The 24,188-nt window shown below is 66.3% G+C and carries 22 protein-coding genes; 10 read left to right on the top strand and 12 right to left on the bottom strand.

The window, feature by feature from the left end; all coding sequences use genetic code 11:
- Positions 1 to 28: 28 nt before the first annotated feature.
- The gene (locus H8B03_RS04130) at positions 29 to 490 is read right to left on the bottom strand and encodes an Hsp20 family protein (RefSeq protein ID WP_193140468.1); all 462 of its coding nucleotides are present in this window, start codon (positions 488 to 490) and stop codon (positions 29 to 31) included.
- A gap of 117 nt (positions 491 to 607) precedes the next feature.
- A complete protein-coding gene (locus H8B03_RS04125; RefSeq protein WP_193140467.1) occupies positions 608 to 1,381 on the bottom strand; it encodes a serine protease in 774 nt (257 codons plus the stop codon).
- Positions 1,382 to 1,636: 255 nt separating this feature from the next.
- Here H8B03_RS04125 and H8B03_RS04120 point away from each other — a divergent pair, with 255 nt between their 5' ends.
- The gene (locus H8B03_RS04120; RefSeq protein ID WP_193140466.1) at positions 1,637 to 2,335 is read left to right on the top strand and encodes a DUF599 domain-containing protein; all 699 of its coding nucleotides are present in this window, start codon (positions 1,637 to 1,639) and stop codon (positions 2,333 to 2,335) included.
- 43 nt (positions 2,336 to 2,378) lie between these two features.
- Positions 2,379 to 2,738 carry a hypothetical protein gene (locus H8B03_RS04115; RefSeq protein ID WP_193140465.1) on the top strand — a complete coding sequence of 120 codons (360 nt, stop codon included), beginning with the start codon at positions 2,379 to 2,381 and terminating at the stop codon, positions 2,736 to 2,738.
- On the opposite strand, the gene H8B03_RS04110 is transcribed toward H8B03_RS04115, so the two are convergent.
- The 4 genes from H8B03_RS04110 to H8B03_RS04095 are packed head-to-tail and all read right to left on the bottom strand — an operon-like array spanning position 2,716 to position 9,493.
- On the bottom strand, positions 2,716 to 4,806 hold the full coding sequence (locus H8B03_RS04110; protein WP_193140464.1) for a hypothetical protein: 2,091 nt from the start codon (positions 4,804 to 4,806) through the stop codon (positions 2,716 to 2,718). The genes H8B03_RS04115 and H8B03_RS04110 overlap by 23 nt on opposite strands.
- Positions 4,807 to 7,593: a DUF4159 domain-containing protein gene (locus H8B03_RS04105; RefSeq protein WP_193140463.1), complete on the bottom strand. Its 2,787-nt coding sequence runs from the start codon at positions 7,591 to 7,593 to the stop codon at positions 4,807 to 4,809. It lies immediately after the preceding gene.
- Positions 7,593 to 8,489, bottom strand: coding sequence for a DUF58 domain-containing protein (locus tag H8B03_RS04100; RefSeq protein WP_319022430.1), 897 nt, complete (start codon positions 8,487 to 8,489; stop codon positions 7,593 to 7,595). The genes H8B03_RS04105 and H8B03_RS04100 overlap by 1 nt, the downstream gene beginning before the upstream one ends.
- Positions 8,486 to 9,493 carry a MoxR family ATPase gene (locus H8B03_RS04095; RefSeq protein WP_193140462.1) on the bottom strand — a complete coding sequence of 336 codons (1,008 nt, stop codon included), beginning with the start codon at positions 9,491 to 9,493 and terminating at the stop codon, positions 8,486 to 8,488. Before H8B03_RS04095 ends, H8B03_RS04100 begins: the two co-directional genes overlap by 4 nt.
- Before the next feature lie 70 nt (positions 9,494 to 9,563).
- On the opposite strand from H8B03_RS04095, the gene H8B03_RS04090 reads away from it, so the two are divergent.
- On the top strand, positions 9,564 to 10,157 hold the full coding sequence (locus H8B03_RS04090) for a DUF1285 domain-containing protein (protein WP_193140461.1): 594 nt from the start codon (positions 9,564 to 9,566) through the stop codon (positions 10,155 to 10,157).
- 92 nt (positions 10,158 to 10,249) lie between these two features.
- Positions 10,250 to 10,474, top strand: a complete 225-nt coding sequence (locus H8B03_RS04085) for a DUF2798 domain-containing protein (RefSeq protein WP_193140460.1) — start codon at positions 10,250 to 10,252, stop codon at positions 10,472 to 10,474.
- A 45-nt stretch (positions 10,475 to 10,519) separates the two neighbouring features.
- Here the strand turns inward: H8B03_RS04085 and polA are convergent, their stop codons facing one another.
- Positions 10,520 to 13,309, bottom strand: a complete 2,790-nt coding sequence (gene polA / locus H8B03_RS04080; RefSeq protein WP_193140459.1) for a DNA polymerase I — start codon at positions 13,307 to 13,309, stop codon at positions 10,520 to 10,522.
- Between the two features lie 158 nt (positions 13,310 to 13,467).
- Here polA and H8B03_RS04075 point away from each other — a divergent pair, with 158 nt between their 5' ends.
- The gene (locus H8B03_RS04075; RefSeq protein ID WP_193140458.1) at positions 13,468 to 14,766 is read left to right on the top strand and encodes a lytic transglycosylase domain-containing protein; all 1,299 of its coding nucleotides are present in this window, start codon (positions 13,468 to 13,470) and stop codon (positions 14,764 to 14,766) included.
- 19 nt (positions 14,767 to 14,785) lie between these two features.
- Here H8B03_RS04075 and H8B03_RS04070 read toward each other — a convergent pair whose 3' ends face one another.
- On the bottom strand, positions 14,786 to 14,965 hold the full coding sequence (locus H8B03_RS04070) for a zinc-finger domain-containing protein (protein ID WP_193140457.1): 180 nt from the start codon (positions 14,963 to 14,965) through the stop codon (positions 14,786 to 14,788).
- 201 nt (positions 14,966 to 15,166) lie between these two features.
- On the opposite strand from H8B03_RS04070, the gene H8B03_RS04065 reads away from it, so the two are divergent.
- Complete coding sequence (locus H8B03_RS04065) at positions 15,167 to 16,126, top strand: ABC transporter ATP-binding protein (protein ID WP_193140456.1); 960 nt, start codon at positions 15,167 to 15,169, stop codon at positions 16,124 to 16,126.
- Here the strand turns inward: H8B03_RS04065 and H8B03_RS04060 are convergent.
- Together H8B03_RS04060 and H8B03_RS04055 are read right to left on the bottom strand one after the other, a co-directional pair.
- A complete protein-coding gene (locus tag H8B03_RS04060; protein WP_193140455.1) occupies positions 16,099 to 18,300 on the bottom strand; it encodes a serine protease in 2,202 nt (733 codons plus the stop codon). The genes H8B03_RS04065 and H8B03_RS04060 overlap by 28 nt on opposite strands.
- Entirely contained in the window at positions 18,297 to 19,004 is a 708-nt protein-coding gene (locus H8B03_RS04055; protein ID WP_193140454.1) for a hypothetical protein, read from the bottom strand. Before H8B03_RS04055 ends, H8B03_RS04060 begins: the two co-directional genes overlap by 4 nt.
- Before the next feature lie 165 nt (positions 19,005 to 19,169).
- Between H8B03_RS04055 and H8B03_RS04050 the strand changes: the two genes are divergently transcribed.
- Positions 19,170 to 20,462, top strand: coding sequence for a TAXI family TRAP transporter solute-binding subunit (locus H8B03_RS04050; protein ID WP_193140453.1), 1,293 nt, complete (start codon positions 19,170 to 19,172; stop codon positions 20,460 to 20,462).
- 4 nt (positions 20,463 to 20,466) lie between these two features.
- On the opposite strand, the gene H8B03_RS04045 is transcribed toward H8B03_RS04050, so the two are convergent.
- Positions 20,467 to 21,459 (bottom strand): NAD(P)H-quinone oxidoreductase, encoded by a 993-nt coding sequence (locus tag H8B03_RS04045; RefSeq protein ID WP_193140452.1) that lies wholly within the window; start codon positions 21,457 to 21,459, stop codon positions 20,467 to 20,469.
- A gap of 39 nt (positions 21,460 to 21,498) precedes the next feature.
- Complete coding sequence (locus H8B03_RS04040) at positions 21,499 to 22,206, bottom strand: COQ9 family protein (RefSeq protein ID WP_193140451.1); 708 nt, start codon at positions 22,204 to 22,206, stop codon at positions 21,499 to 21,501.
- A gap of 108 nt (positions 22,207 to 22,314) precedes the next feature.
- Here H8B03_RS04040 and rpsU point away from each other — a divergent pair, with 108 nt between their 5' ends.
- The 3 genes from rpsU to H8B03_RS04025 all read left to right on the top strand — a co-directional run bounded on the left by rpsU (position 22,315) and on the right by H8B03_RS04025 (position 24,175).
- Positions 22,315 to 22,521 carry a 30S ribosomal protein S21 gene (gene rpsU, locus H8B03_RS04035; RefSeq protein WP_005614280.1) on the top strand — a complete coding sequence of 69 codons (207 nt, stop codon included), beginning with the start codon at positions 22,315 to 22,317 and terminating at the stop codon, positions 22,519 to 22,521.
- Between the two features lie 168 nt (positions 22,522 to 22,689).
- Entirely contained in the window at positions 22,690 to 23,331 is a 642-nt protein-coding gene (locus H8B03_RS04030; protein WP_193140450.1) for a hypothetical protein, read from the top strand.
- 118 nt (positions 23,332 to 23,449) lie between these two features.
- The gene (locus tag H8B03_RS04025; RefSeq protein ID WP_193140449.1) at positions 23,450 to 24,175 is read left to right on the top strand and encodes a glutathione S-transferase N-terminal domain-containing protein; all 726 of its coding nucleotides are present in this window, start codon (positions 23,450 to 23,452) and stop codon (positions 24,173 to 24,175) included.
- Positions 24,176 to 24,188: the final 13 nt, after the last annotated feature.

Genomic DNA, 24,188 nt, shown 5'->3' with positions numbered 1-24,188 from the left:
TGTCCGAATGATGGTGTGGCGCCGGTTCTTAGTTGACCGGGCGGGCCTCGCCTGCCGCGTCCCGAACACCATTGGTGATCTCGATCCGGCGCGGTTTCAGGGCCTCGGGCACTTCGCGCACCAGGTCGATGTGCAACATGCCGTCCTGATGCGAGGCGGCGGTCACGCGCACATGATCGGCAAGATGGAACCGGCGCTCGAACGCGCGGGTGGCGATGCCGCGATGCAGATAGGTGCGCTGGGTGTCTTCCGGGGCCTTCTTGGCCGAAACCAGAAGCGCGTTTTCCCGCAGTTCCACCGAAAGCTCATCCTCGGTGAAGCCGGCCACTGCGATCGAGATGCGCCAGGCGTCATCGGCGGTCTTTTCGATGTTGTAGGGCGGATAGCTGGGCTGGCTGACATCCGACGTCAGAACCCGATCCATCAGGTCCGCCACCTGGTCGAAACCGACGGTGGCACGGTAAAGCGGTGCAAGGTCAAAATTGCGCATGGGTCATCCTCCATTGAGCGACAACGATGTTGTGCGGCCTCCAAAGGACGGCCGCGGTCAGATACGGGCCCCGACTGGCGACCCGATACCCAAGATTTAGGAACTGTCAGATGGGGTTCAAGACCCGTCGCGCACCGGATCGGGCATCGACACATCGGTGCCTTCGAACTGGCGGAACAGGATCTCCAGCCGATGTTCGGCTGCGTCCACGGCCAGAACCGTCCCGTGAAGCATCGGGGCCTTTTGACGGGCCATCACCGCCGAGGCCACCGCAACGACCACGGGCTTGCCATCGACCATTTGAATGACCGGCGCGCCCGACACTCCCGGAACCCCATCGCAACTGGTATAGATCACTGCCCCGATGCGGCTCTGCAACCGGCAATCCCGCTCGATCGAGGGGATCTGGGCACGGTCCAGCCCGTAGGACAGCGTGTGCAGGCTCAACTCCGGTTGCACGCCGCGTCCGGTAGAGATCGGGGTGATCGTGGCCGGCAGCGGTGCGGCCAGCCGGATGAAGGCAATGTCGCGATCCACCGTCCGCATGGAACGGTTGTACCCCTGCATCAGCACGATCTCGCGCCCTTGGCCGTGGGCCGCAAAGGTGCCCGCCCGGAACCCGGCCAGGAAATGGACCCGGTCGGGACGCACGGAATTGCCGGTGCGCTTGTCCACAACGCAATGGGCTGCCGTCAGGATCAGGTCCGGCCCGATCGCCGTTGCGGTGCAATAGCCGATGCCGGTGACGTTCAGCCGCCCGATGGCCTGCCAGTTTTTCTGCTCCTGCACGCTCAGCATCACCCGGCTGCTGCCGGTTTCATTGGCCGAAACCGGGACCGAGACGGCCATCAGCGCAAGGCCGAACAGGATATTTGCGCAGGTACGGATCATGCAGGGAACTATGCCATGTCTGGAACAGGCTGTCTTGAGTGGAATGTGACGACTCGCCCAGTATGGTCGGCAATTTTCGGGCCATGCCCGGAAATCATGCTTAAGATTTCGCATTTCACCCGGACATCTGTCACGAATTTCCCGCCGCGCCCGAACCGCAGGCGCGGTTGTGGTTGCGCGCTTCGACCCTCAGTCTGTATGGCAGGAGCAGTCGCGGCCAGTCCGCCAAACCGGAGGTTTGCCTTGGATCGCATCATGATCCCCGCCCAACTGGGCCTGCTCAGCTGGCTTGACGCGGTCGCGCTGCTGTTGCTGCTGCTGGCATGGCAGGGGGTCGGGCTGTACATCGAGCATCCGCCGCGCAATTTTCCGTCGGTCTCCGTGCTGATGGCGCGCTACCGGCGGATCTGGATGAGCCATGTCATCACCCGTGAGCCGCGCGTGTTCGATTCGATGATCGTCGGCAGCCTGCGGCAAGGCACGGCCTTTTTCGCTTCGACCGCGATGATCGCCCTGGGCGGCGGGCTTGCGCTGGTCGGCAATATCGAGCAGCTGACGACGCTGGCCTCGGAACTGTCGCTGGCCGAAAGTTCGAAGGTGGTGCTTGAAATGAAGCTGATCCTGATCCTGCTGCTGGTGGTCAACGCCTTCCTGAAATTCGTCTGGGCCAACCGCATCTTCGGTTATTGCGCGGTGATGCTGGGCACGATCCCCAACGAGGTCGACGATCCCGTCGGTCCGCATCGGTGCCAGCAGGCGGCCGAGTTGAACATCTCGGCGGCCAGGGCGTTCAATCGCGGGCTGCGGTCGATCTATTTCGCGATGGGCGCGCTGGCCTGGCTGGTGGGCGCCCTGCCCCTGATCCTGACCACGCTGCTGACGGTGGCGGTGATCCTGCGCCGCGAATTCGGTTCTCAGACACGGGACGTGTTGTTGCAGGGCGTCGATGACTGAACTGTGAGGGGTGCGGGCGGCCAACCTGTGCCAGACTGCGCCCATGACCCGATTTGCCCTGTTTTTGCCCGTCTTCTTCGCCGCCGCCCCAGCCCTGGCCGATCTTCCCCAGGTCGTGGAAGCCCGCGCCACCGCAACCGGCCAGACCTGGCGCATCGACGTGACGCTTCGCCATCCCGATACCGGATGGGACCACTATGCCGATGGGTGGGAGGTTGTGACCCCCGACGGACAGGTACTGGGGTATCGCGAGTTGCTGCACCCGCATGTGCAGGAACAGCCGTTCACGCGCAGCCTGACCGGCGTCGCGATCCCGGCGGACCTGTCCGACGTGCGGATCCGCGCCCGTTGCCAGACCGATGGCTGGGGGCCTGCCGAGTTTACGTTGACCCTGCCGCGCTGACCCGGCGACGGCCTTCCCACAGCCACGCGCCGATCAGGAAAGCGGCAACCAGTCCCAGCCACGCCCAGCCCGGCAGGAAGGGGCGCACCGAGATGTCGGTGGTGCGATAGGCCTCGCGCGGGGTGATGCCCAGCCAGCCGCGCCCGGCGGCGGGCCGGCCCGGACGCACGGCGCGCAAGTCCGGCACCCCGGCCTCGATCCGGCGCACCCCGCCGCCTGTCCCGGCAACCAGCGGATCCAGCAGATCGCCGCTGGCAATGGTCTGTTCAAACTCGCGCGGGGCCGAGGGACCAAGGGCCGCCACCGCATCGCGCTCCCCGTCGTTGACCCGGTACAGGCCGATGCCTGCCCCGTCCAGCCGCGCCTCGAACCGGCCCGGTGCCACCTGCTCCGGCTCCAGCGTCAGGGTGGTGCCATCGGGCCGGGTCACCTCGAAGGCACTGGGCGCCTCGCCCAGCGTGCGCCGGGTAATGGTCAGTGTGCCATCCTGCCCGTCGGCCACCAGCGCTTCTTCCTCAAGCTCGGGTTCCTTCATCATCCAATGCGCCAGCCGCCGCAGCAGTTCCAGTTGCGGCCCGCCGCCTTCGAAGCCCCGGCTCCACAGCCAGGCCTGATCCGAGGCCAGCAGCGCCACGCGGCCCTCACCCACACGGTCCAGCAGCAGCAGCGGACGGCCCTCGGCCCCGGTCATCACGACCTCGGCGTCGGGATAGGGGGTTACGTCGATCAGCCGGAACCAGCGGCCCCAGGGCGGCGGATCGCCGGGCACGGTGCCGGCGTCCAGCGCCTCGGTCACCGGATGCTTGCGGCCCAGATCGGTGATCGTGGGATGAAATCCCTGCTCCAGCACCTGTGCGGTGGGTTCCGCCGGCAGCACCTCGGCCAGCGGCGAGTGGAACAGGCTGGCCGCCGAGGCGAAATCCGGCCCTGCCGCGACCAGCACCGCACCGCCCTGTTCGACGTAGTTGCGGATGTTGTCCAGGTAGAGCGCCGGCAGGATGCCCCGCCGCTTGTAGCGGTCGAAGATGATCAGGTCGAATTCGTCGATTTTCTCAAGAAACAGCTCGCGCGTGGGAAAGGCGATCAGTGACAGTTCCGTGACCGGCACCCCGTCCTGCTTTTCTGGCGGGCGCAGGATGGTGAAATGCACCAGATCGACCGAGCTGTCGGATTTCAGCAGGTTGCGCCAGGTCCGCTCGCCCGCGTGCGGTTCGCCCGACACCAGCAGCACCCGCAGCCGGTCGCGCACCCCGTTGATGCGCACCACGGCGGCGTTGTTGCGGTCGGTCAACTCACCCGCGGCAGGGGCCGTGGCAAAGCGGATCACGTTTAAGCCGCCGTGCGGCAGATCCACCGGCACGGTGATGTCACGGCCCACGGGCACGGTCACCCGCCGCGCCTCGGCACCGTCAATGCTGATGTCCAATTCGGCGCTGCCCTGCAATTCGGGCGGCACCGCGCCCTGGTCTTCCAGTCGCAGGGTCAGCGACACAGGTTCCCCCATGATACCGAAGGAGGGCGCATTGGTGACCACCAGCCGCCGATCCCAATCCTGCGCCTCGCCAGTCAACAGCAGATGCAACGGGGCGGGCAGGTCGGGAGCGCGCGGCAGATCGTGCAACTGGCCGTCCGACAGCAGCAGCATCCCGGCGACGCGGGCGCGGGGCTCGTCGGCAAGCGCCTCGGACAGGGCGGTCATCAGCAGGCTGCCCTCGTTGCCCGGCCCGTCGCCCAACCGCAGGATGCGCAATTCGGTGTTGGGCAGTTGCGCCACTTCGGCCTCGACACGGGCCAGCGCGGCCTCGGTCTGCGCGGGGCGCACGCCGATGCGCTGGCTGGCGCTTTCGTCGATCACGAGGATCACGATGTCCGACAGGGCGGCGCGGTTCTCGATCTGGACCGATGGGTTGGCCAGCGCCGCCAGCACCAGCAGCCCGGCGGCGCCGCGCAGCGCCCAGCCGGTCAGCCCGCGCCAGAAGGCCACGCCAATGGCCACCGCCAGAACCAAGGCCAGAACCCCCAGCAAGACGGGCGCGATCAGCGGGTCATAGAGGATCTCGCGTGTCATCTATTGCCCCAACCGATCCAGCAGCGCGGGCACATGCACCTGGTCGGATTTGTAGTTGCCGGTCAGCACATGCATCACAAGGTTGATGCCAAAGCGATAGGCCATCTCGCGCTGCCGCTCTCCGGCATAACCGCGCCCGACCGGGAACATCGGGCGACCCTGACCGTCCATCGCCCAGGCCGCCGCCCAGTCGTTGCTGCCGATCACCACCGGGGTCACCCCGTCGTTGAGATTGCGGAACGGCATGCCTTCGACCCGCTCGGCATCGGGGGGGGCCGCTTCGACCCACAGCGGGCCGCGGGCGTGTCTGCCGGGAAAATCCTGCAACAGATAGAAGGTGCGGGTCAGCACGTGATCCTCGGGCACCGGTTCCAGCGGTGGGATGTCCAGCGGGCGGGCCAGATCCTGCAGCTTGCGGGTGTTTGCCGTCTCGCTGCCCATGGCCGCCAGATCGGCATCGCGGGTGTCGAACAGGATCATCCCGCCGCCGCGCAAATAGCGGTTCAGCCGGGCATAGGCCTCGGACGAGGGGCGCGGCTGATCCGGTGTCACCGGCCAGTAGAGCACCGGAAAGAAAGCCAACTCGTCGGTCTCCAGATCCACCGCCACCGGCGGCCCCGGTTCGACCGAGGTGCGGGCGAACAGGGTTCGGGACAACCCGTGCAGACCGGCGCGGGCGGTGTCGTCCACCGCCGGGTTGCCGGTGATGACATGGGCCAGCACGACCTCGCTGATCGCCTGAATCGCAGCGGCTTCGTCCACCGGCAGCAGATCGGCGTCCTGCGCGTGCAAAGGACCCGGCCCAGACAGAAGCAGCCCCGCCAGCAGCACCATCGCGGTTCCGGTCCGGCGCAGGCCCAGCAGCCCCGACAGCAACAGCGAGGCCACCACATCGGCCACCATCAGACCCAGCGCCAGAACCAGAAGCGGCCCCGCCAGCCGGGTTTCGCGCGCCACTTCCAGCCCTTCCACCGGCACCCCGGCGGGCCAAACCATCGGGGCAAGCTCGGTCTCGGCACCGATCACATTGACCGCCCGCCGTTGATCCTCCGAGGCATAGAGCCCCGGCGGCAGCGCCGGTCCCACCGAAGATGCCAGCAGGGTTGAACCGTCGAGGCCTTCGGACATGCCCGCCGGGGCCAGCACGCCGAAAGCATCCAGATGCTCCACCGCCTGCCATGTGGTGCCGGCCAGATCCTCGGCGGTTTCGGTGCCCACCCGCGCGGCCACCGACAGTCGTTCCAGCATCTGCACGAACAGGCCCGACAGCGGCAGCGTCGACCATTCGGCGTTGGCGGTGACGTGGAACAACACGATCTGCCCGGCGCCAAGGCGCTGGCGGGTGACCAGCGGGGTGCCGTCGGCCAGTGCCGCGATGACCCGTTCGGGCAAGTCTGGATCGGGCTGGGCCAGCACCTGCGAGGTCACCGTGACCTCGGCGGGGATGTCCAGCCCATAGAAAGGGCTGGTTTCGGGGAAGGGGCGCAGCGCCTTGGGCTCGCCCCAGCTCATGGCGCCGCCCACGGTGCGCCCACCGGCGCGCAGCCGCACGGGCAGAAGGACCGCCGCGGCGTCATCGGTCAGATCCGCCGCCGCCAGCCGTGGCCCGGCAAAACGCAGCAGCAGGCCGCCCCGGTCGATCCAATCGGCGATGTCCTCGGTCTCGGCCCCGGTCAGACGCGCCACATCGGCCAGCACGATCACATCCGGGTTGGCCTGCAGGATGTCAGCAATGTCTCCGTCGATTAGGTCGGCATTGGGCTCCAGCGCCTGCTCAAGGTAATGCAGCGGCGACAGAAGTTGCAGGCCCTCGCGATCTTCGCGGCCCGCGATCAGGGCGATCTCGCGGCGGCGCAGGGCATCGTCGGTCAGGCTGACCGCCCCGGCCGAGCGGCCTCCGGTGATCTCGAAACGGGTGATGCGGTTGCGCAGTTCCGCCGGCAGCGACAGCGACAGCTCGGCCTGGCGGGCGCCGGGGGCAAAGCTGGCTTCGGTCTGGGCCAGCATCCGCTCGGCCCCGGTGGGATCCAGACCCATGGCCGCCACCGGAACTTGTAACGCGCCACTTTCGCGCGCACGCAGGGCGGTGATCTCGATCAGACCGTCGAGATAGACGGGCGGCCGCAGGGCCAGCACCGCGCGCGGGCTTTCGAAGATCCGCACGCGGCCCTTGTCCTGCAAGGCGGCCAGGGCGTCGTCGCGCCCTTCGCGCGCCAGCCCGTCCGACAGCCACAGCGTGTCGAAACCGTCCGGCTGCGCCCGCGTCCAGCCGGCCAGTGTGTCCGGATCGGCGGCCCAAGGCGCGGGCGCAAGGCTGGCCAGCCGGGACCGCCAGGCGTCGGCGGCCTGAAACTCGGCCCCCCCCGCCGGCAAATCGGTGGTCACGGCGATAGAGACCGGGCGCGCGGTGCGGCTGGCCTCGCCCAAAGCCGCCTCGACCCGGTCGATCCGGGCGGCCCAGTCACGGGCATCGGCCCAGGTGCCGTCGAGCAGGATCAGCAGCGGTCCGCGTCCCGGCTCTGCCGCCGTGCGCGGGTTCAGGATCGGACCGGCAAAGGCCAGGATCACCGCCGCCACCGCCAGCATCCGCAACAGCAGCAGCCACCACGGGGTGCGGTCGCTTTGGGTTTCGTCGTCACGCAGGCCCAGCAGCAGCATGACGCCGGGAAACCGCCGCCGGCGCGGCGCGGGCGGCACCGCGCGCAGGATCAGCCACAACACCGGCAGCACCGCCAACGCGGTCAGCACCCAGGGCGCGGCAAAGGCGATGGGCCCCAGAACCAGCATCAGCGCCGCCGTTCCAGCGCGCCGTAAAGCCACAGAAGCGCCGACTGCGCGCTGTCGCCGGTGTGATGGGTCAGCATCTGCCAGCCGGTGATGCGGGCCAATTCGCTCAGCCGTGCCTTGCGGTCGGCCAGCCGGTCCAGATAGCGGTCGCGCAATCCGCCCGCTTCCAGCGTTTCATGGCGCAGGCCCCCACCCATGCTTTCGAAGACCGTGCGGCCATCGTAGGGAAAGGCCTCTTCCGCCGGATCCAACACCTGCAGCAGCGCGCCACGCACGCCCAGGTCGGCGGCTTCGGTCAGCGCGGCTTCGACCTCGACCAGCGGCCCCATGAAATCCGAGATGAACAGCGCCCGCGACTTGGGCAGGATGCCACGCACGTCCGGCGCGCCGAAATCTGCCCCCGCATCGTCTGCGCCCAACAGGCCGTCGGCGATGCGCAGAAGCTGGATGTCGCCGCGCCGGGGCGGTACCGCCTGCCCGGTCAGACCGACACGCTCGCCGCCGCGCAGCAGCAGGATGGCAATGGCCATGGCCAGCATGCGGGCGCGGTCGCCCTTGGGCGGATACTTCCCCGAGGTGAACCCCATGGACTGCGAACCATCGACCCAAAGCACCACCGATTGCGCCGCCTGCCATTCCTTTTCGCGGACGTACAGCATGTCCGACCGGGCCGAGCGGCGCCAGTCGATCAGCCGCGCCTCGTCATTGGCCATGGCGGGACGGTACTGCCAGAATTCTTCACCCATGCCGGGGCGGCGGCGGCCGTGATCGCCCAGAAGCATGGTCGAGGCCAGGTGTTCCGCATCCGCCAGCAGCGGCGGCAGCGGCGCGGCCAGCGCTTCGCCATCGCGGCGCAGGCCCGAGCGGGCCGTGGAAGACGCGGGGTCAGAGGTCACGCAGCCGCCTCGGTCCGGGTGACAGCGGCGGCCACCTGATCGATCAGCGGCGCCAGCCCCTCGCCCCGCGCGCGGGCGGCGAAGGTCAGCTGCATCCGGTGGATCAGCACCGGGCGCGCCATGCGGGCGACATCGTCGGCGGTGGGCACAAGCCGCCCTTCCAGCAGCGCCTGCGCGCGCACCGTCAGCATCAGCGCCTGCGCGGCGCGCGGACCGGGGCCCCAGCTGACGCTTTCGCGCACCGCCGCCGGAGCGTCGGGATCGTCGGGGCGGCAGGCCCGCACCAGATCCAGGATGGTTTCCACCACCGCCTCGCCCACGGGCATCCGCCGCAGCACGGTCTGGGCCGCAATCAGGTCAGCACCGGTGAACACCTGATGACTTTGCGCATCCTCAAGCCCGGTGGTGGCCAGCAGGATTTCGCGCTCGGTATCGCGGTCGGGATTGTTGACGTCGATCTGCACCAGAAAGCGGTCAAGCTGGGCTTCGGGCAGCGGATAGGTGCCCTCCTGCTCGATCGGGTTCTGGGTCGCCAGAACGTGGAAGGGCGGCGGCAGGGCATGGGGCTGCCCGGCGATGGTCACGGATTTCTCCTGCATCGCCTGCAACAGCGCCGACTGGGTGCGCGGGCTGGCACGGTTGATCTCGTCGGCCATCAGAAGCTGGCAGAACACCGGCCCTTCGAGGAACCGGAAGGCGCGGGTGCCGTCGGCAGCGGTTTCCAGCACTTCCGAGCCAAGAATATCCGCCGGCATCAGGTCCGGGGTGAACTGGATTCGAGCCGAATCCATGCCCATGACCGTCGAAAGCGTTTCGATCAGCCGGGTCTTGCCCAGCCCCGGCAGGCCGATCAGCAAACCGTGACCGCCGCTGAGAAGGGCGGCAAGGGTCAGGTCGACGACCCGCTCCTGCCCGATGAACCGCTGGGTGATCGAGGATTTGGCATCCGCCAGCTTCTCGCCCAGGGCTTCGATTTCGGCCACCAGATCGGAAGCTTCGGTCATGACAAACTCCTTGCTAGGCTTATACTTCATTCAAGCCACATATCGCTGGCAACTCAAATGGCAAAAAACCATGTGCGCACAAAACATCGTGACACCCGATGCAGACAGCATCGTGAAGGCCGCGCAGGCGGCGACCGGCAAGGGGCCTCCTCCGGTGCATCTGTGGAACCCGCCGTTCTGCGGCGATCTGGATATGGAGATCCGCCGCGACGGCACCTGGTTCTACATGGGCACGCCCATCGGACGGCGGCCGCTGGTCAAGCTGTTCTCGTCGATCCTGAAACTGGAAGGCGGCAAGTACTTCCTGGTCACCCCGGTGGAAAAAGTCGGCATCCGGGTCGAGGACGCGCCCTTTGTGGCGGTGGATTTCACAGCCGAAGGCGCGGGCCGCGCGCAGGTCCTGACCTTTGTGACCCATGTGGACGACGTGGTCAGCGCCGGGGCCGATCATCCCATCCGGGTGGTCCGCGATCCGCAGACCGGAGAGCCCTCTCCCTACGTCATGGTCCGCGCCGGGCTGGAGGCACTGATCGACCGCAAGAGCTTTTATCGTTTGGTGGATCTGGCCGAGGTCGCGCCCCATGAGGGGGCGGACTGGCTGGGCGTATGGTCGGGCGGTGTGTTCTTCGCGATCATCCCGGCGGCCGAGGTCGATCTGGACTGACCCGATGTGCAGACATGCAGGGCTGCCGCGCGTCTGCACAGATTGCCTGAGCCAGTTCCCTGTGCCATTTCCCGCGAAAACCAGAGATTGCCATGATTCCCCAACGCTACGCCCCGATCCTGTTTGGCTTTATCCTGAGCGGCCTGATGTCCTGCCTTGTTTCTGGCGTCGCCACACTGCAGGCGCTGGGGCTGGTCACGGGGTTTGCCGGGTTCTGGATGTCCAGCTGGATTTCCAGTTGGGCAATTGCCTTTCCGACCGTGCTTGTGGTGGCCCCGTTCGCCCGCAGGATCGTGAACCGCCTGACAACGACCTGACGCCCGTGGCAGGTTCGACGCGCCACGGGACAGGCCACCGCCCCCCTAGTGCGCCTCGGCCCAATTCTTGCCCTGACCGGCGTCCACAACCAGTGGCACATCCAGCTTGACGGCAGGCATGGCGGCATCTTCCATGATCTCGCGCACCCGGTCGATCAGCACCTCTTCGGCACCCTGATCCACCTCGAAGATCAATTCATCGTGGACCTGCAGCAGCATCTGGGCCGGAATGCCGTCGATGGCGTCGGGCATCCGCACCATGGCGCGGCGGATCACATCCGCCGCCGTGCCCTGGATGGGCGCGTTGATGGCGGCGCGCTTGGCAAAGCCGGCCTTGGGGCCCTTGGCGGCGATCTCGGGGGTGTGGATGCGGCGGCCGAACAGGGTTTCCACATGGCCGTGCTCTTTGGCGAAGGCGACGGTGTCGTCCATATAGGCGCGGATGCCGGGGAAACGTTCGAAATAACGGTCGATGAAGCCCTGCGCCTCGGCGCGCGGAATGCGCAGGTTGCGGGCCAGGCCGAAGCCCGAGATGCCATAGATCACCCCGAAGTTGATGGCCTTGGCTTGACGGCGCACGTCCGGGGTCATCTCTTCCAGCGGCACGTTGAACATTTCCGACGCGGTCAGCGCATGGATGTCGAGCCCGTCGCGGAACGCCTGCTTCAGGCTGTCGATATCGGCCACATGGGCCAGGATGCGCAGTTCGATCTGGGAATAGTCGAGGCTGACCAGCGTGCGGCCCTCGGGGGCAACGAAAGCTTCGCGAATGCGGCGGCCCTCTTCGCTGCGGATCGGGATGTTCTGCAGGTTCGGATCGGTTGAGGCCAGCCGCCCGGTCGCCGCCCCGGCGATCATGTACGAGGTGTGCACCCGCCCGGTGTCGGGGTTGATGTGTTCCTGCAGCGCGTCGGTGTAGGTCGATTTCAGCTTGGACAACTGGCGCCAGTCCAGCACCCGGCGCGGCAATTCGTGCTCGGTCGCGAGATCTTCCAGAATGTCGGCCCCGGTGGAATAGGCCCCGGTCTTGCCCTTCTTGCCACCGGGCAGGGACATCTTGTCGAACAGGATCTCGCCCAACTGTTTGGGCGAGCCGACGTTGAAGGTTTCGCCGGCCAAGTCGTGGATCTCGGCCTCCAGCCCCGCCATTTTCTGGGCAAAGGCGTTCGACATGCGGCTGAGCGTATCGCGATCGACCTTGATGCCGGCGCGCTCCATCTGCGCCAGCACCGGGATCAGCGGGCGTTCCAGCGTTTCATAGACGGTGGTGACGCGGGACCGGTGCAGCCCCGGCTTCAGGTGGTGCCACAGACGCAGGGTGATATCGGCATCTTCGGCGGCATAGGGCGTGGCCTTGTCGATGGGCACGCGGTCGAAGGTGATGGCGGATTTTCCCGACCCCAGCAGCGGCTTGATCGGGATCGGCTTGTGATTCAGATAGCGGTCGGACAGGTAATCCATGCCATGCCCGTGCAACCCGCCGTGCTGGGCGTAGGACAGCAGCATCGTGTCATCGACCGGGCCCACGGCGACGCCCATGTTGGCAAAGATCTTGGCGTCGTACTTCATGTTCTGGCCGATTTTCAGGATCGCGGGATCCTCCAGCACCGGCGTCAGCATCGCCAGCACCTCCTCCATCGGCATCTGCCCCTCGGCCAGATCGTCCGAGCCGAACAGACCATCCTCGGCGCTGGCCTTGTGGGTGATCGGAATGTAGCAGGCCGATCCGGCCACCACCGCCAGCGAGATGCCCACCAATTCAGCGCGCATTTCGTTCAACGAGGTGGTTTCGGTATCCACCGCCACCCAGCCACGGTCGTAGATCAGGTCGATCCAGCGTTGCAGCGCCGCCGCGTCGCGGACGGTTTCATAGTTGGCAGCATCGAAGGGGATTTCTTCGGCTACGGCGGCGGCGGGACTGTCGACCGGCACCGCGATCTCGGGCTCATCGACGCCCAGTTGCGTCGCGATGCGCTTGGTCAGTGTGCGGAATTCCATGGTCGCGAGGAAGCTCAGCAGGGCCTCGGGATCGGGTTCATGGACCTCAAGATCCTCAAGACCGAAGTCCAGCTCCATGTCGCAATCCAACTGCACCAGCCGCTTGGACATGCGGATCTGGTCGGCCTTCTCGATCAGGGTCTGGCGGCGCTTGGGCTGCTTGATCTCATCGGCCCGCGCCAGCAGCGTTTCCAGATCGCCGAAGTCGTTGATCAACTGCGCGGCGGTCTTGATGCCGATGCCCGGCGCGCCGGGCACGTTGTCGACACTGTCACCGGCCAGCGCCTGCACATCGACCACGCGGTCCGGGCCGACACCGAACTTGGCCTCGACGCCCTCGACATCGATGCGGGCGTTCTTCATGGCGTCCAGCATCTCGACCCCGCCGCCCACAAGCTGCATCAGATCCTTGTCGGAACTCAGGATGGTAACGCGGCCCCCGGCATCGCGGGCGCGGCAGGCCAGCGTGGCGATGATGTCGTCGGCTTCAAATCCCTCGATCTCGTGGCAGGCGATGTTGAAGGCGCGGGTGGCCTCGCGCGTCAGCGGGAACTGCGGCACCAGATCCTCGGGCGCAGGCGGGCGGTTGGCCTTGTAAAGGTCGTAGATCTCGTTGCGGAAGCTCTTGCCGGAATGGTCGAAGATCACCGCGGCATGGGTGGGTGCGTCCGGGCCGGTATTGCCCTCGATGTAACGGAACAGCATGTTGCAGAAGCCCGAGACCGCGCCGATGGGCAGCCCGTCGGATTTGCGCGTCAGGGGGGGCAGCGCGTGATAGGCGCGGAAGATGAAGGCCGATCCGTCGATCAGGTGAAGATGGTGACCTTTTCCGAACATGCCGCGCCGTGCCCCTGTCTGCCATGTGAATGCCGTGTCCCCTGACCTATAGGAGCGGCGCGCCGCTGGCGACCCGAATTTCGATTGTTGCACCGAGAGTCGACCCGCCCCCGGACCCCCGATAGGGTGCAGGGGACGCAACGGGCACAGGCACGCGAATGGCAAGGCGTTTTCCGCAGAATCGCGACCCGGCACGCCGGTGCGGGCACCTTTGGCCGCTGGCGATTGCCGGGTGGCTGGCGGCGACCGGCGCATGGGCGCAACCGCTGCCGCGTCCCGCCGCAACGGCCGAGGAGTCGGTGGTTTCGGCCCGCCCGCTGGCGCGCCCCGAGACCGGGGATGCGCCGGCAACCAAGGCCACCCCCGCCCCGGTCACAGCGCCCCAGACAGCGTCAGAGCCGGATCCTGCCACCAAAGCGGCCGATGAGACCGCGTCCCAACCGGACACCGAGGCCGCGCCAGCGACCGATCCCGAACAGGTCACCCCCCCCTTGCCGCGCCCCGATGTGCCCGAGGCCACGCCCGCCGTGCCGCGCCGCCAGATCACCGCCTTGCCGATGACCGCTCGCCCGGCGGAACGGCCCGATCTGTCATTGCCGCCGCCGCGCCCAAGGCCCGTGCAGCGAATGGAGGCGTCCTGCACCGCGGACGGCCGCCTGTGCATCCGGCTGCCCAGCTATGCCCCCGACCTGTGCCGGGTGATCGAGGCTGCGGCGGCGCAGGAGCAACTGGATGCGCATTTCCTGGCGCGTCTGCTGTGGCAGGAAAGCCGGTTCAGTTCCCGCGCCATCAGTCCAGCGGGCGCACAGGGTATCGCCCAGTTCATCCCCTCCACCGCCGATCTGCGTGATCTGGAGGATCCTTTCGATCCGGCCCCGGCGGTCGAGGCCTCTGCCGCCTATTTGAAGGATCTGGAGCAGCGGTTCGGCAACCTCGGGCTGGCAGCGGCGGCTTACAATGGTGGCGAGAACCGGCTGCGGCGCTATCTGGCCGGGGAGTCCGGTCTGCCCGGCGAAACCCGCGCCTATGTGGTGACGATCACCGGCCAGCCGGTCGAGATCTGGATCGCGCCCGACGCCCCGCCGCCCCCGGCACGCCCGACCCGGATGCCCCGGTTTGCCGCCCCCTTCGGGCCCAGCTTTCACGACGCCTGTCTTGCGCTGGCCACGCAGAAGGCGCCGCCGTCACAGATCATCGCCCCCGATGCGGCACCCTGGCTGGTGATCTTCGCCGCCCATCCGCGCAAGGACATGGCGCGGCGGCGCGGCAACGTGGTCTACCACGCCAACGAGTCGCTGTTTGCCGGAACCCGGATGGCCGTGGCCAAACATCGCCTGCCCGGATCCACGCGCCCGTTCCACGCAGCCCAGGTCGGCCTGACCACGCGCCAGGCCGCGCAGGCGCTGTGCGCGCGTCTGCGGTCGCAAGGGGCCGGATGCATGGTGCGGGCGCAATAGGCCCCGCCACCCGCGCCGCTCAGTTGGCCTCGGCGGCGTCCTTGTGAATGATCTTCTTGTCGCAATAGGGGCATTCGACCCAACCGCGATCCCTCGGGATCGACAGCCAGACCCGCGGGTGGCCAAGCGCGCCTTCGCCGCCGTCGCAGGCCACACGGAAGGTGTCGACCACTTCGGTTTCGGGGGGCTGGATGCTCATGATGCGGGTCCTCGCTTTGTGCTGCCCGTCAAGGGCTGGCGTCGTGCCGCGCCAAGATACCGAAAGACGCCCGCGCGGCAAGCCTTCGCGGCGGCTTGCGGCAATTCAGGGCACCCCGCACGCGGCAACGGTCAGCCCGCGGGTTGAGGTTCGGCCATCGGAGGGCTATCTGCGCAGGATCGCCCCCAGCAGGAGCCTCTCATGTCCCGCAACGCCATCGAGATCACCGGCCTGACCAAAACCTATGCCGCGCAGGGCAATTCCCCGGCGAAAGAGGCGCTGAAGGGCATCGACCTGACCATTCCGCAAGGGTCCATCTTCGGGCTTCTGGGGCCGAACGGGGCGGGCAAATCGACCCTCATCAACATTCTTGCCGGGCTGGTCAACAAGACCGCAGGGCAAGTGTCGATCTGGGGCTTCGATCAGGATGTGAACCCGCGCCAGTCGCGCGCTGCCATCGGCGTCATGCCGCAGGAGCTGAACCTCGATCCGTTCTTCTCGCCGCGCGGTGCGATGGAGGTGCAGGCAGGGCTGTACGGCATTCCCCGGTCGCAGCGGCGCACCGACGAGATCCTGGCCATGGTCGGCCTGTCGGACAAGGCCGATGCCTATGCCCGGTCGCTGTCGGGCGGGATGCGGCGGCGGTTGCTGCTGGGCAAGGCGCTGGTGCATCATCCGCATGTGCTGGTACTGGACGAACCCACCGCCGGGGTCGATATCGAGTTGCGGCAGATGCTGTGGCGCAACGTGCGCAAGTTGAACGACGACGGCATGACCATCATCCTGACCACCCACTACCTGGAAGAAGCGCAAGAGATGTGTGACGAGATCGCCATCGTCAATCACGGCGAGAAGATCGTGCAGGACAGCACCGCCAACCTGCTGGCCCGGCTGGATGCCAAGACCCTTGTCATCACCCCGGAAACCGCCCCGCAGGGACCGTTGCCCGAGATCGCCGGCGTCACCGCCACACAGCGGCCCGGCGGCACGCTGGCCTTTGCCTATTCGCGCTCAGAAACCTCGCCCGGTGCAATTCTGGACCGGGTGCGCGACGCCGGCATCACCCTGCGCGACGTGGCCACCGAGGAGCCCGATCTGGAAGACGTGTTCCTTGCGCTAACCCACTCGCGGACTCAGAACGAGGCGAAAGCCGACAGGTAGCGGGCCGATATCTCCATCATCATGGCCTCAAGCACCACTTCCTCGGCCGGTTCTTCGCCCAGCGGTGTCATGAATACGGTTGTTCCCAGGAAGACGTCATTCAGCACCGCCAGATGCATCAGCATGTCCCCGTCACGGCCGGTGGCATTGTCCTGGCCATAGTAGAAGCCGGTATAAACCGCGTATTGATCATCCGGCGTGAAGTAGTCCCACTGGAAGTCCCGCGGGCTGGCCTCGTACCACTCGGCCCAGTCGTGCAGGTCCGTGACGTGATGTGACAACTGTTCCAATGCGCCGTCGAAACTGTCGCCAGGCAGCACCGCCACCGCCATTTCCAGCGTGTCGGTGTCGTTATAGGCAAACAGCATCCCGGTGTCGTTGTTCCATTCCATCGCCATCCAGGACGGCACGGCGACGGTGGCCCCGGTCAGCCCGTCTTCATAGACGTTGAACCAGATCTCGTCCTTCAGCGACTCGTCCCAGAGCATGTTCTCGATCTCGCCGATGAAGGGATCATGTTCGTTCAGGTAGCGGATGTACTCCAGCGCCTGCCGCAGGCTCATCTGGCGCACCAGGGTCAGGTCGCTGTCGTTGCCAAAGCCGACAACCGTGCCCTCGCCGATGCCCTGCCGTTCCAGATACCTGCGATCATAGTCCCACGCCCAGTCCTGCAGATCGACAAGGCTGGTCAGGTAGACCATCCCGGCCTCCATCACCAAGGCGTTGAACTGTTCGTGCTGTGCCGGGCCGGCGTCGGGATAGGGGGCGCGTGACGAGGCCCCAAGGAAGGCGCTGCCGCGCACCGTGCTGGTCTCCATGAAGAAGGCCTGACGGTTCATTTCGGCTTCAAACCCGACGTGGGACCGGCTGTAATCCGCGTGCTCCCATTCATAGTCGATCATCGGATCGGTCATCTGGCTGGGCCAGTTTTCGGACCATTGCGCGAAGCCGTCGATCCACTGGGAATGGCCATAGATATGGCTCATCGCGTTTTCAAAGGTCTCTTCCTGCCGGAAATAGGCGGTCATCTGGTACAGGTAGTCGTTGCTGTAGGCCCAGATGTAATTGCCGTCCGGCAGCCAGTCGATGGTCACCCACGACGGGAAGGCCAGCGTGCCGCCGGTGGTGGGATCCTGATAGACGTTGAACCAGACGTCCTCCAGCAGCGCGTCATCCCACATCAGGTTCTGAATCTCGGTCGCGTAGAAACTGTCCTGCTGCACGAAGAACATGTAGTCCAGCGCCTCGCGCAGCGTCACCTGCCGCAGCAGGTAGGGCCCGCTGCCGTCGCCCAGGAAGAACTGGGGATCGCCCAGGTACTCGGGCTCGGCCGCCGGCGCGGGATCCAGACCTTCACCGCCGTGCTGGGGTGCAACGGGATCTTCGCCGAACACCGCCTCGCCCGACGAGGGCTTGGCCTTGCCGGGTTGGGTCGCGCTGAACAGGCCAGCCCAATCCGACGCTTCCTGCGGGATCGGGTCCTGGGAATAGGGAAGGTTGATCAGGTAGATATGCGCCGGGATTGACCAGTTGATGCCCCGGAAGCCGCCCAGCAGCCCGCCGTCGGCAATGGCCACCACATGGCCCCGCTCGTCGAAGATCGGGGCGCCGGAATGGCCGGGCTGGATGGTGCTGGTCACCCGCAGGATCTGGGTCGCCTTGCCGGGATAGGACTGGTGCTTGAACAGCTCCTTGATCTCGTCACCCTCGAAGGCCTGCCCGATGGTGGTGATGTTGCTGTCCAGCCCCAGACCGAATTCGATCTTGTGGCCGATCACCTTCTTCTGCACCAGCGGATAGCCCCAGGTCATGAAGGGCCGCGACAGGTCGGGTTCGCGGTCGACGTGAGGAACCGGCTCAAGTCCCAGATCGTCTGCCAGTTGCAGCAGCGCCAGATCGGCCTCAAGATCGACGGTCAGGGCCTGGGTGGCGACGGTGCTGCGCTTGGCCTTCTGGCTGTAGACTTCGATTTCCTGACAGCCCGCCACCGCATGCAGCGCGGTGACCATCTGGCCCTTCTTGGGCCAGATGAAGCCCGTGGCCTTCATCTCGCCGCCGTTTGCCAGCAGGCATTTGACCCGCACCACCGACTGCCGGCTGTCGGCCAGCGCCGGGGGCACCATCATCGCCACAAGCGTCAGGGCCAGGGCGGCGGTTCGCAACATCCAGATCATGGCCCATCCTCCTCTTCATCTTCGGCATCCTGAACGGCGCAGAGCACCAGATGCGCGGTGATCACGGCGGCGGGCTGCATCTCGGGGTCCAGTGCCTCGATTTCGGCCTTGATCCGCTTCAGCATCGCCGGGGCGGTCGAGCGCGCATAAAGCGCCAAGACATCCGCCGGGGTGCCGTATTCTTCCGGGTCCAGCTTGGAACAGGCGTCGTACTTGCTGAGCGACGAGAACAGGATCGCCGATTTGGCCTTCACCGCCTCTTCATTCATCACCGCCACCACCGGCCCGGCCGGGGTTGTGTCGCCATAGGTGAAGGCCTCGGGCGAAATGCCGGTCCGTTCGTACAGCATCATCTGCTTGGCCAACGTCGGATCCTCGGGCAGCGCCTCGGCCCAGCGGGCCATCTGATCGACGGGCGATTCCGCCAGCGGATTGTTGATGCGCACGTACAGCCCCAGCCCGAATCCGATCACTGCCGCCGCGCCCAAGGCACCGATGCGGACACCGTTGACACGCGGCGTGCGGCCGCTGTCGTCGCCCGACCCATCCAGCCCCATGAACACGCCCAGAAGAGCCGCCAGGGCGCCCACCACCACCGAAACAACCGGAGTGGTGGTCAGCCCCATGACCGTGCCCAGAAGCAGGCCCATCCCGGCCCCGGCGAACAGGTCCGACAATATCCGGGCTTTCGGAGTCTCTGACATACGGGCCCCTCCCCATAGTTAACGCATAGTTAACCACAACTAAGCCACGACATGCCCCCATATAGCTATGGTTTTTTTCCAGACCTCCGATCCGGGGGTTTTCTTTGGCTCAGCTGCGTTTAGGGGTAAACAGGGGCAGGGAACGCCCCCCGACCGGAGAATGACATGCGCCGCATCCTGTCCAATCTTGGCCCTCTATTGCTGCCGCTGACCCTGATCGGCGGGCTGATCGCCGCCTTCATCGCCCTGTCGGGTCTTCGCGAACTTGTGCCGCCGGATCATCTGACAATGGCGGCGGGGCGGCCCGGCGGCGGCTACTATACCTACGCCGAGCAATACCGCACGATCCTTGGGCGCGATGGCATCACCCTTGATATTCTCGACACCGCCGGGTCGATGGAAAATTCACGCCTGCTGGCCCGGGGCGAGGCCGATGTGGCACTGATCCAGGGCGGCGTGCCGATCACCAAGGCCACCGGGCTTGCCTCGCTTGCCGCGGTGTTCCTGGAACCCTTCCTGATCTTCTATCGCAGCGATTTCATCGACGCCGCCGATCCCAACAACTGGCCCGACCTGCGGGTTGCGGCGGGCGAGCCCGGCAGCGGCACCCGCGCCGCCATCGACAGCACCGCGCAGACACTGGGGCTGAAGATCCACTACGAGGATCTGCACCCGGTCGGCGGGCGCGATGCCGCCGAGGCCCTGCTGGCAGGCGATGTGGATGTGGCGATCTTCGTGGCGCCCATCGACGCCCCCTATCTGGCGCCGCTTCTGACCGATCCGCGCATCAACATCAGTTCGCTGCGCGATACCGAGGCCCTGACCCGCAGGGTCGGCTACGTCCGGCCCGCCGACATCCCGCCCTCGGCCCTGGACTATGCAAAGGAAATCCCGGAAGAGCGCATCGCCCTGACCGCCATGATGGCCACGCTGGTGGCGCAGGGCGACATGCACCCGGCGCTGGTGGACCGGCTGGTGCGCGCCGCACAGGAAATCCATTCCGGCCCGGTGCTGCTCAGCTCCGAACTGGAATTCCCCATGGCCGAGGGCACCATCCTGCCGATGAACTCGCAGGCCGAAACCCTGCTGCAGAAAGGCCCCAGCTATCTGGACCGGCACATGCCCTATTGGGTCGCGGCCCAGATCACCCGCGTCACCCTGCTTCTGGTGCCGCTGCTGGTGCTGCTGGTGCCCCTGATGCGCATGGTGCCCAGCCTGTACGAATGGCAGATGCGCGCCCGCATCTACCGCCGCTACAACCAGTTGGTGGCCATCGATCAGGAGGCCGAGGGCGCCATGACCGAAGCGCGCCGTGAAGAACTGTATGCCCAGCTGGATTCCATCGAACAGGAAGCCAAATCGGTGCAGGTGCCGTCGAAGTACCGCGAAAACGCCTATACCCTGCGGGTGCACATCGATCTTGTGCGTCGCAAGCTGAAGGATGCCGCCGCGGCCTGAAGCGTCAGCCTGCGACCTTCAGGACGATCTTTCCGATATGGGCGCTGCTTTCCATCCGCGCATGCGCATCGGCAGCGTCGTCCAGTGCGAACTCGCTGTCCATGACCGGCCCCAGGTCGCCGCTGCCCAGCAGCGGCCAGACCTTCTCCTCAAGCTGCCGCGCGATCTCGGCCTTGGCCGCATCGCTTTGCGGCCGCAGGGTCGAGCCGGTGATGACCAGCCGCCGCTTCATCACCTGCGCGAAGTTCAACTCCGCCTTGGGGCCTTCCAGAAAGGCGATCTGTACCAGCCGCCCCTCGGTCCGCAGGGCCCGGATGTTGCGCGGAATATATGAGCCGCCCACCATGTCGAGGATCACATGCGCGCCGCCGTCGGCCTTCAGCACCTCTACGAAGTCTTCCTCGCGATAGTTGATCGCGCGCTCGGCCCCCAGCCGCTCGCAGATGCGGCATTTCTCGGGCGTGCCGGCGGTGGTGAACACCCGCGCGCCAAAGGCCGTGGCCAGTTGGATCGCCGTGGTGCCAATGCCCGAGGACCCGCCGTGTACCAGCAGGGTCTCGCCCGCGCGCAGACCGGCCCGCATGAAGACGTTTGACCAGACGGTGAAGAAGGTCTCGGGCAGGCAGGCGGCCTGATCCAGCGTCAGACCGGCAGGCACCGGCAGCGCGTGATCGGCGGGTGTCGCCACGTATTCGGCATAGCCACCGCCGGGCAACAGGGCGCAGACGTGATCGCCCACCTGCCAGCGGGTCACCTCGGCGCCCACCGCCACGACCTCCCCCGCCGCTTCCAGCCCCGGCAAATCCGAGGCACCGGGCGGCGGGGCATAGGCGCCGGCACGTTGCAGGGCATCGGGGCGGTTCACCCCGGCCCAGGACACACGGATCAGAATGTCCGACGGACCCGGTTCGGGCATCGGCCGCGTCACCGTGCGCAGCACTTCGGGGCCGCCGGGCTGGGAAATCTCCACGGCGCGCATTGCGTCAGGCAGGGGCATGGGTCGGTTTTCCTTTCCGCCCCGTGCAGACCGGGGCGCTCAATTCCTGGGTTCGGACCAGCTTCCGGGCAAGTCCGTGTTCGGCACCCGTGTCGGTGCCTTGACCCAGCTTAGCGCCCAGTTCGGCCCGGCGAAAAGCGGTTTCAGCAACGGGTTCTTGTTGACCTGCGCCTTGAACTTCTCGAACTGCATTACGCCTTCGATGCGGCGATCCAGAAAAGCCCAGGTGCGGGCATATTCCGGGCTGTCATCGCCCAGCCAATACAGAACAGTCGAGGAATATACCGCGCTGAGGGTGGCGCGCTTGGTGTACCAGTTGATGTCGTCGGACGAATCCCCCAGCGCGGTCCAGATCGCATCTACTGTGTCCCAGACCGCCCTGGCGCCGTCGGCCGCGTAATTGGGCAGGGCAAACAGGGTTGCGCCCCGCCGCACCATCTCGCGATCCGTCACTGCCTCCAGCCGGAAGCGCACGGCGGCGGCGACCTTCTCGCGGAACTTCATTTCGCCCATGTCGGCGGCCCGGATCCGCCGCAGCATCTCCTCGTCGCCCATCTTGTGGTAATGCACCGCCAGATCTACCGCCCCTCGCGGGCAGATGCCGCGTGCCACCGCCGGTGCGATGCCCGATTCCCGCACCGCCGCCACGAAGGCGGACTCGGTCCAGCCGTCGAAGGGCACATGCGGTTCGATCGCCGCCAGAAGGGTATCTTTTACCTCGCGCGGGGTCTGCGTGGGTTGGGTCATGGGGTCCTCGGATGTCTCTGACGCTGCTAGACAACATAGGTGGCCTTTGCTATACGGCCACTTCCTGCGATTCATGCAACTTTAAACTAGGAAGGTGGTGACACCACTATGCAGGTCAGCGTTCGCGACAACAATGTCGATCAGGCCCTCCGCGCCCTGAAGAAGAAACTTCAGCGCGAAGGCGTGTTCCGCGAAATGAAGCTCAAGCAGCATTTCGAGAAACCGTCCGAGAAGAAAGCACGCGAGAAGGCCGAGGCCATCCGCCGTGCCCGCAAACTCGCCCGTAAAAAGGCGCAGCGCGAAGGTCTTCTTTAAGTCTTTCGACAGCGAACCGGCGGCATTGTCGCCATGACGACCCCCGTGGCTTCCGCCCGGGGGTTTGTTGTTTTCAGGGCCTCCCGTGCTGCCGTGCTGGTGTTTTCCCCCCATCTGCGGCAAGGTTCCGGGGTCTTGCTGCCATTCGGCACCCTTTGGACCGTTCCCATGCCAAACCCCGGACGCCCCTTTTCCTGGGCCGGACTGCTTATGCGTCTGGTCCTGCTGCTGGCGCTGATCCTGGCCGCCCGGCATACCAGCGACTGGGTGCTTGCGCATCTTCCGGGCGCATTGGCCGAGGGCGCGCACCCGCTGCGCCACGGTCTGGTCTGGGGGGCGATGCTGGCCTATGTGGTGCTGTTGATGATCCCCTTCGTTCCGGGGGTCGAGATCGGGCTGGGGCTGATGATGGCCCTCGGTGCCGGGATTGCACCGCTGATCTACCTGTGCACGGTGCTGGCGCTGACACTAGCCTTCCTGATCGGCCGCTGCCTGCCGGAAACCCGCGTCATCGCGCTGCTGTCGCGCCTCCGGCTGACCCGCATGGCCGACCTGCTGCGCCGGTTGCAACCGCTGGACACCGAAGCCCGCCTTGCCATCCTGACGCGCTCCTCGCGGCCCCGGCTGCTGTCGTGCCGGTTCGTGATCCTTGCCGTGGCGCTGAACCTGCCGGGCAACTTCGTCATCGGCGGCGGCGGCGGCATCAGCCTGATCGCCGGGTTCTGCCGCCTGTTCTCGTTGCATGGCTTTGTCCTGACCGTTGCCCTCGCCGTGGCCCCGGTGCCGGTCGCGATCTTTCTCTTTGGCTGAAATACTCAATCGAAATCCCGGGCCGGCCCTTCGGATCTGCACAGATGCTCTGCACCCCTGCACCTTACATTCGTGTCCCCTGCGCATAGGTTATCGGCAACAAGAAGAAGGATCTGTCATGACCGTTCACAGCACGTTTTCCGATCTCTCCCAGTTTCTGATCACCCAACGCTGGCCCGCCAGCGATCCGACGGTCCTGCAGCTGTATTCCCTGGGCACGCCCAACGGGGTGAAGGTCTCCATCGCGCTGGAGGAACTGGGCATCGCCTACGAGGCGCACCGCGTCACGCTGGCGCCCGAGGATGTGAAAAGCCCCGAGTTCCTGTCGCTCAACCCGAACAACAAGATCCCGGCGATCCTGGACCCCAATGGGCCCGATGGCACGCCGATCGCCCTGTTCGAAAGCGGTGCCATCCTGATCTACCTGGCCGAGAAGTCGGGCAAACTGCTGGGCCAGACCGCGTCGCAGAAATACGACGTCCTGAAATGGCTGATGTTCCAGATGGGTGGCGTCGGGCCGATGTTCGGGCAGTTGGGCTATTTCCACCGCTACGCAGGATCCGAGATCGAAGACCCCCGCCCGCGCGAGCGTTACGTCGCCGAGGCCAAACGCCTTCTGAACGTGCTCGACACCCAGCTTGCGGATCGTGACTGGATCGCTGGCGACTATTCCATCGCCGACATTGCCATCGCGCCGTGGCTGGAAGCGCTCGACCGATTCTACAAGGCGGGCGAACTGGTCGGCATGTCCGACTTTGGAAACGTCACGGCCTACCTCGACCGTTTCAACGCGCGCCCCGCCGTGCAACGCGGCTGGGCCGTGCCCGCAGATCCCAACGCCTGAAGCTGCACCGCCC

The organism is Meridianimarinicoccus sp. MJW13, assembly GCF_014901205.1.
Taxonomy (GTDB): Bacteria; Pseudomonadota; Alphaproteobacteria; order Rhodobacterales; family Rhodobacteraceae; genus Meridianimarinicoccus.
Note: the sequence above shows the minus strand (reverse complement) of the source record. Positions and strands in the feature narration are given on the sequence as shown.